This is a genomic window from Methylobacterium sp. J-026, from assembly GCF_022829585.1.
Lineage (GTDB): Bacteria > Pseudomonadota > Alphaproteobacteria > Rhizobiales > Beijerinckiaceae > Methylobacterium.
The window spans coordinates 50,547-56,922 of the sequence record NZ_JAKSYC010000066.1 but is presented as its reverse complement, the minus strand read 5'-3'; the positions used below and the strand labels follow the sequence as shown (position 1 = coordinate 56,922).

5 protein-coding genes are annotated in these 6,376 nt (G+C 72.5%); 1 reads left to right on the top strand and 4 read right to left on the bottom strand.

The genetic code is table 11. The annotated features are described in order from the left end of the window. Window positions 1–311 precede the first annotated feature (311 nt). The 4 genes from MKK69_RS06380 to mnmA all read right to left on the bottom strand — a co-directional run bounded on the left by MKK69_RS06380 (window position 312) and on the right by mnmA (window position 4,462). Window positions 312–1,661 (bottom strand): HAMP domain-containing sensor histidine kinase, encoded by a 1,350-nt coding sequence (locus MKK69_RS06380; RefSeq protein ID WP_243966902.1) that lies wholly within the window; start codon window positions 1,659–1,661, stop codon window positions 312–314. A gap of 194 nt (window positions 1,662–1,855) precedes the next feature. Further along, window positions 1,856–2,632: a TVP38/TMEM64 family protein gene (locus MKK69_RS06375; RefSeq protein ID WP_243966901.1), complete on the bottom strand. Its 777-nt coding sequence runs from the start codon at window positions 2,630–2,632 to the stop codon at window positions 1,856–1,858. After that, entirely contained in the window at window positions 2,629–3,282 is a 654-nt protein-coding gene (locus tag MKK69_RS06370) for a class I SAM-dependent methyltransferase (RefSeq protein WP_243966900.1), read from the bottom strand. Before MKK69_RS06370 ends, MKK69_RS06375 begins: the two co-directional genes overlap by 4 nt. A 25-nt stretch (window positions 3,283–3,307) precedes the next feature. Beyond that, window positions 3,308–4,462, bottom strand: coding sequence for a tRNA 2-thiouridine(34) synthase MnmA (gene mnmA, locus MKK69_RS06365; RefSeq protein ID WP_243966899.1), 1,155 nt, complete (start codon window positions 4,460–4,462; stop codon window positions 3,308–3,310). 248 nt (window positions 4,463–4,710) lie between these two features. Between mnmA and MKK69_RS06360 the strand changes: the two genes are divergently transcribed. Next, window positions 4,711–6,312: a flagellar hook-length control protein FliK gene (locus MKK69_RS06360; protein ID WP_243966898.1), complete on the top strand. Its 1,602-nt coding sequence runs from the start codon at window positions 4,711–4,713 to the stop codon at window positions 6,310–6,312. Window positions 6,313–6,376: the final 64 nt, after the last annotated feature.

The following is a 6,376-nucleotide window of genomic DNA, read 5'->3' as shown; positions in this document are numbered from 1 at the left end:
CTCTGTACGAACGGCGATCCGAATAAGTTTCAAACGAGGAGTCAAATTTATAGCGGGCTTATGGAAGCATCATTTGACGTGATTTTATTGCGCAGCTTCTAATTTGCATCAGAGGTGAGCTTGACCATTGCTGATCTCTCCAGAACTACCTGTGCTCTGTAGGGGTTGGAGGCTAAGGCTTTGATGACGTGGGGAGAGAGCTTAGAGGTGGTTACACCTTCGCATCTATGTCAAGCCTCCGCATATTGCCGACCGCTCACGCCCCGGTTCCTGTTGCATAAGAGTAGGACGATTGTTCCAATCGCTGGCCGTCAACCGACGTAATTATCCATCGGAAGCATCCCGCATGGGCGGTTCAGGGCACTACGCTCACACGAGTGGACCGAGATGTAAGGTACGAAACCGGGAGCAGATGGCGCGACCTGCACTGCGGCCTCCGCGACCTTCGCCCCGTCCAGCGCCTGCACGGCGTTGCGCACGAGGTTGGCGAGGGCCCGGCCGAGCTGCTCCGGATCGGCCAGGACGGACAGGTCGTCCGCCGCCACCCGCACCGCCACGGGGTGGGCCGAGAGCGCGGCGAGGTCCGGAAGCTCCGAGAAGATCGGCGCCAGCTTCGTGCTGGCCAGGCGCGGCGCCCGCTCGGTGACCCGGCCATAGGCCAGGGTCGCCTCGCAGAACCGGATCGCCCGGGCCAGGGTCCCCACGAGCCGCGGCGCGACGCGCTGGACCGTCGGATCCGCGGTCCCCTCCAGGCGGTCACCCAGAAGCTGCGCTCCGGTGAGCAGATTGCGCAGCTCATGGCTGATCTTGCTCACCGCGAGCCCCAGCTCGGCCAGCCGCCGCTTCTGGCGGAGCTGGTCGGCGAGGCTGCGCTGCATCCGCCCTAGCGCCAGCTCGGCCTGGCCGATCTCGTCGCTGCGGCGGGACGGCGCGATGATCCGGCCCGCATCCTCCGGATCGTCCGCGAAGGCCGTGATGCTGGTGACGAGCCGCCGGACCGGGCGCACGATCAGGACCTGCAGGACCACGAAGACAAGGCCCGCCGCCGAGGCCGCGATGATCAGCGAGGAGACCAGCAGGCGCAGGGCGTAGTCGACCATCGCGGCCCGCAGTGGTGCCTCGTCGAGGAGGATCTCGACCCGGTCGAAGCCGATACCGCCCTCCCCGACCACGCGGATCGGCTCGCGCATCGGGGCGACGAGGGTGCGCCAGGCGCCGCGGACCGCCGAGAAGGCCGTGACGTCGCGCAAATCGACGGTGTCGGCGACCCGTTCCGGCACCGGCTCGATGGCGAGCAGGCGCTGCGTGCCGCCGCCGCGGACCGCGATGGCCCGGGCGTTGACCCCCGCGAGCAGCCGGCTCTCCAGCGCCTCCGAGACCGGCTCGGCCGTCCGGCCGTCCAGGACGAGGGCGGCGACCTGGGCCGCCGCCAGACGGTCGGACATCCACTCGATACGGTAATTGGCCACGGCCGGCACGTAGGTCAGCACCTCGGCCGCCACCACGAAGGCGACGGTGACGAGGAACAGCCGGCCGGACAGGCCGAGGCGCAGCCGCCGCCGTTCGGGCCCGTCGCGGGTCGGGGCGGCAACCGGCAGGGCCGGAGCCGCGACGGTGGTGTCGGAATCAGCGGCCATGCCGGTCACGCTCCGCGCTTGCATCGCGGATCGGGATCGGCGGGGTGGAGGGTGCAGATGCTCGAGCCGGGTCCGGCCTTCGCGGGAGACATGTTCGCAAGCCACAGTTTTGCAGGGGATACAGGCTCTTGCCCGTCAGCACTATACGGTAGCGACCCGCAAGCGGTTGCATGTGCCCTTCGACATCGGAGATCGCGCGCCGCTGCGGATGGCGTATCTCAGCCGCGCCGGGCGCGTCGGCTCAGGACCATGCTGGCCAGGGCGAAGACGCCGAGCATCGCGAGCCCGGCCACCATCCTGGGCGTGATCAGGTCCCGCAGCGTCAGGGCCCTGTCGCAGCCGCTCCCGTCGGCCGCCAGGCAGGCGGCCCGGGCGGCCTCGTGGGCCGCCACCACCTCCTCGATCCCCGCCCCCGTGGTGGCGTACACGAAAGCGCCGGGCAGCAGGCCCAGGACGGTCGCCGATACGAAGACCCACATCCTCACCCCGAACGCCGCAGGGGCGAGGTTGGTCACCCAGAACGGGAACAGGGGGAGGAGCCGCAGCACCACGATGTAGCCGAAGGCGTCGCGCCGGAAACCCGCGGCGAGACCCGCGAGGCGGTTGCCGCCCATCCGCCGGAGCAGGTCGGCCCCGGGGCCGCGGCCGACGGTGAACACGATCGCGGCCCCTGTCGTGGCGGCGCAGACCGCCGTCAGCGCCCCCGGCACGATCCCGAACAGGAAGCCGCAGATCATGGTCAGGATCAGCGTCGCCGGCACCGACACCACCACGGCCCCGACATAGAGGCCGTAGGCCGCCGCCAGCGCGCGGACATAGTCCGCCTCGACGAGCCCGCGCAGCCAGGCCCGGGAGGCGAGCAGCCGGTCGAGGCTCAGGATCTGCGCCGCGCCCGAGACGAGCACGAAACCCGAGATCCCGAGCAGCAGCACGAGCGGCAGCCAGCGCCGCACGCGGGTCCAGCGGCCCTCGGCGACGGGTGGGGCTTCGCTCACCCGGGCTTGCGCATCCGCAGGATCTTGAAGAACCCGCCCGGGAAGGTCGGTTTCAGCCCGACGACCTCGACACCGTTGCGCCGGGCCCAGGCCTCGATCCGCGTCGCCTTGAAGTCCGACGACCAGCCGATCTTGGTGCAGAGCGGCGCCACGATCTCCTCGACCCTGGCCACGGGGCCGTCGCTCTGGCCGAAATGATTGGCCAGCACGATGCCGCCGCCGGGGCGCACCACCCGCAGGAACTCGGACATCGCGGCCTCAGGGTCGGGCACCAGGGTGATCAGGAACTGCGCCACCACGGCGTCGAAGCTCGCATCGGCGTAGCCCAGGTGGCAGACATCCATGACCTGCAGGCCCTTCACGTGGGTCAGGTTGCGGCGCCGGACCTTGGCGCGGGCGCGCTTGAGCATGTCCTCGGACAGGTCGACGCCGCAGACGAAGCTCGACCGCGGGTAGTAGCCCAGCGCCAAGCCGGTGCCGACGCCGGCCTCCAGGATCCGCGGGCCGTGCTCGGCCGCCGCCTCGACCGCGGCGCGGGCCGCGGGCTCGGTGAGCTTGTCGTAGACCACGTCGTAGACGGGGGCCCAGCGGGCATAGGCCTTGCGCATCAGGGCCGTGCTCGGCCCGGCCGTCTGCGGCTCGCTCAGCATCGTTCGGTCTATCCTGGGAATGGGATCAGGCGGCCTCTCGGGGCCGGGCCGACAACGCGTCGACGCGCCGGATGGTGCCGCCGCCGAGCACCTGGGCCCGGGGCCCGTCATCCGCATAGATCGCGCAGGCCTGGCCCGGTGAGACCCCGTCCTCGGGCTCGGCGAGCACGATTTCGGCCGCGCCGTCCGGCCCGACCGTGAGCGTCGCCGGGCGCGGCGGCCGGGTCGAGCGCACGCGCACCGCCACGGGCAGGTCGCGCACGGCCTCGGCCGGGCCGGCGCCGAGCCAGTTGAGGTCTGAGAGGCGGATGCGGGTCGTCGCCAGCGCCGTACGCGGGCCGACCACCACCCGGGCGGTATCCGGCTCCAGCCGCACCACGTAGAGCGGCTCGGGTCCCGACAGGCCGAGCCCCCGGCGCTGGCCGACCGTGTAGTGCACGATGCCCGCGTGCCGTCCGACGACCCGGCCCGCGAGGTCGACGATCTCGCCCGGGCGGGCGGCGTCCGGGCGCAGGCGGGCGATCACGTCGCTGTAGCGGCCCTGCGGGACGAAGCAGATGTCCTGGCTGTCTGGCTTCTCGGCCAGGGACAGGCCGAGATCCTTGGCCAGCGCCCGGGTCTCGGGCTTGGTCATGTCGCCGAGGGGAAAGCGCAGGAAATCCAGTTGCTCGGCCGTGGTGGCGTAGAGGAAATAGCTCTGGTCCCGGGCGGGGTCGAGGGCGCGGTGCAGCGCCCGGCCGCCCCCCGGCAGGGCCCGGCTCGCCACGTAGTGCCCGGTGGCGAGGGCGTCGGCGTTCAGGTCCCGGGCGAGGCCCAGCAGATCGCGGAACTTCACGGTCCGGTTGCACTCGACGCAGGGGATCGGCGTCTCGCCGGCGAGGTAGCTCTCGGCGAACTTCTCGATCACCGCGTCGCGGAACCGGTCCTCGTAGTCGAGGACGTAATGCGGGATGCCGAGATGCGCGGCCGCCCCCCGGGCGTCGTTGATGTCCTGGCCGGCGCAGCAGGCCCCCTTGCGATGGGTCGCGGCGCCGTGGTCGTAGAGCTGAAGTGTGACGCCGACCACGTCGAAGCCCTGGCGCTTCAGGAGACCGGCCACCACGGAGGAATCGACGCCGCCCGACATGGCGACGACGACGCGCGTCTCGTGGGGGGCTTTGGGAAGATCGAGGGCGTTCATCACATGGGTCCGCAGCCGCCGGCCCGGAAGCTTCCCGGCTGCACGCCGCGTCTATAGCGGGACTCGGCCCGGCTTTCCAGGGCAACGCGTCCGCCGGCCCGGATACCCGGCAGATCCTGCCGGGTATCCGGCAGCTTCGGCCGCATCGCGGCGCGCCGACAGCGAGAGAAACGCCGTGTTCTCAGTGCCTTGGCCCCACCGCGCCGGTGGCGCGCGCCTTGCTGCATCGGATCCGAGAGGAACCCGGCATGGCGAGCGGTGCGGCGGATCGGTTGAATGTCACCGCGTGGGCTCCGTCCACGCGGACGGGCTGGGACGCGGCGGGGGTCGCGGCCCGGGCCGGTGACTCGTCGCAGGACCGGTTCGGCGCGGCCCTGACCGAGGCCCGGACCCGGGACGCTGCCGCGGCGGCGCAGGCCCGCGCGGCCAGCCAGCGGGACGCGACCGATACCGGGCGGGCTCGCCAGACCGCCCAGCGCGACGAGGCCGACGCCTCCCGCGCGGCCGCCGAGCGGGCACGGGACGCCGCGGTGCGGGCCGATACCCGGGCCGCGGACCGGCGGCCGGTTGCCGCCAAGTCGTCGGACGCGTCCGCACAGGCCGCCGACGCCCCCCGCCCGCAAGAGCCCCCGGCCGATTCGGGCCCGCACCCGAAGACGTCCGAGGCCGCCTCGCCGAGGGCGCCTTCGAGCGCGCAGGCGCAGACCGATCCCGCTTTGTCGAAGACTGCGAAGACCGATCCCGCCGCAGAGCAATCCGGGACGGCCGCGGCGAATCCCGCAGCCGACGCCCCGGCCGCGGGCACCGACATGTCCGCCCGGACCGAACCGGCCGTGCAGACCCCGCAATCCGATCCCGCCGCACAGGCCGCAGGCTCCAACCCCGCCGCCACGTTGCTGACCCTTCTCGCGGCGCTGTCCAAGGGCGGCGGCCCGGCCGGCACGGCGGCCGTCGCGTCCGGGGACCAGGCATCCGGGTCTGGGGAGATAGGCGCCAAGGGTGTCGCGACCCCGGCCGGCGCCGGGGCGACACTATCCGGGACGGCGACGCCCGCTGCGGGCCCGGTGGAGGCCGCCGCCGCGCAGTCCACGGGAGTTTCGGGAATCGCCCGGGCGGGCACCGGGGCGAAAGCTCTCGTCAATGCCGCAGGATCCGGGCAGCTCGATCCGAGTGCCGCGGTCGGGGCCGTTGCCACCGGCGCGGGCGATCCCGCATCCGCCGCCTCCGGCCCCGGCAAGGACTTCCTGGCCGCCCTGGCCGATGCCGGTCAGAGTGGGGGCGCGGCGCAGGCGACGGCCCCGTCCCCGGCCCCGTCCTCTGCAGGTGGATTGCCCGCGGCATCCGTCGGAACGACCAACGCCGCGCAGGTCGCGAGCGCGACCACGCCGAACGCGGCGCCCGCCCCGACCGATCCCCCCATCCCCATCGGACAGGTGCCGATGGCCATCGGCCTGCGCTCGCTCAACGGGTCGAACGAGTTCCAGATCCGCCTCGATCCCATCGAGCTCGGGCGGATCGACGTCAAGCTGGAGATCGACAAGGCCCGCGGCACGGTCACGACCCACTTGGTGGTCGACCGGCCGGAAACCCTGGCGCTGCTTCAGCGCGACGCCGGCCAGCTGCAGCAGGCCCTGTCCCAGGCCGGTCTCGACCCGTCGGCCGGCGGGCTCAACCTGTCGCTGCGGGGCGACGGCAGCGCCCAGAGCAACGGCGGCGGCGGCGACGGCCGGTCCGGCGGCTCCCCCCAGGGCGGTTCGGCAGGCTGGACCCGGGATCAGGCGGAGGCCCCGCAGGAGACCGCCCCGACCCGGTGGCTGCGCGGCTACGGCGGCCTCGACATCAGGATCTAGGGCATCGGGCCGGGCGGCGGATGCCGGCCCGGCGCGCCTCGCGGATCGACACGGAATCATCGCG

Coding starts and splice junctions, on each gene's coding strand:
- mnmA (WP_243966899.1), bottom strand. CDS start 4,462: ATGAACGCCCTCGATCTTCCCAAAGCCCCCCACGAGACGCGCGTCGTC.
- MKK69_RS06370 (WP_243966900.1), bottom strand. CDS start 3,282: ATGCTGAGCGAGCCGCAGACGGCCGGGCCGAGCACGGCCCTGATGCGC.
- MKK69_RS06380 (WP_243966902.1), bottom strand. CDS start 1,661: ATGCAAGCGCGGAGCGTGACCGGCATGGCCGCTGATTCCGACACCACC.
- MKK69_RS06360 (WP_243966898.1), top strand. CDS start 4,711: ATGGCGAGCGGTGCGGCGGATCGGTTGAATGTCACCGCGTGGGCTCCG.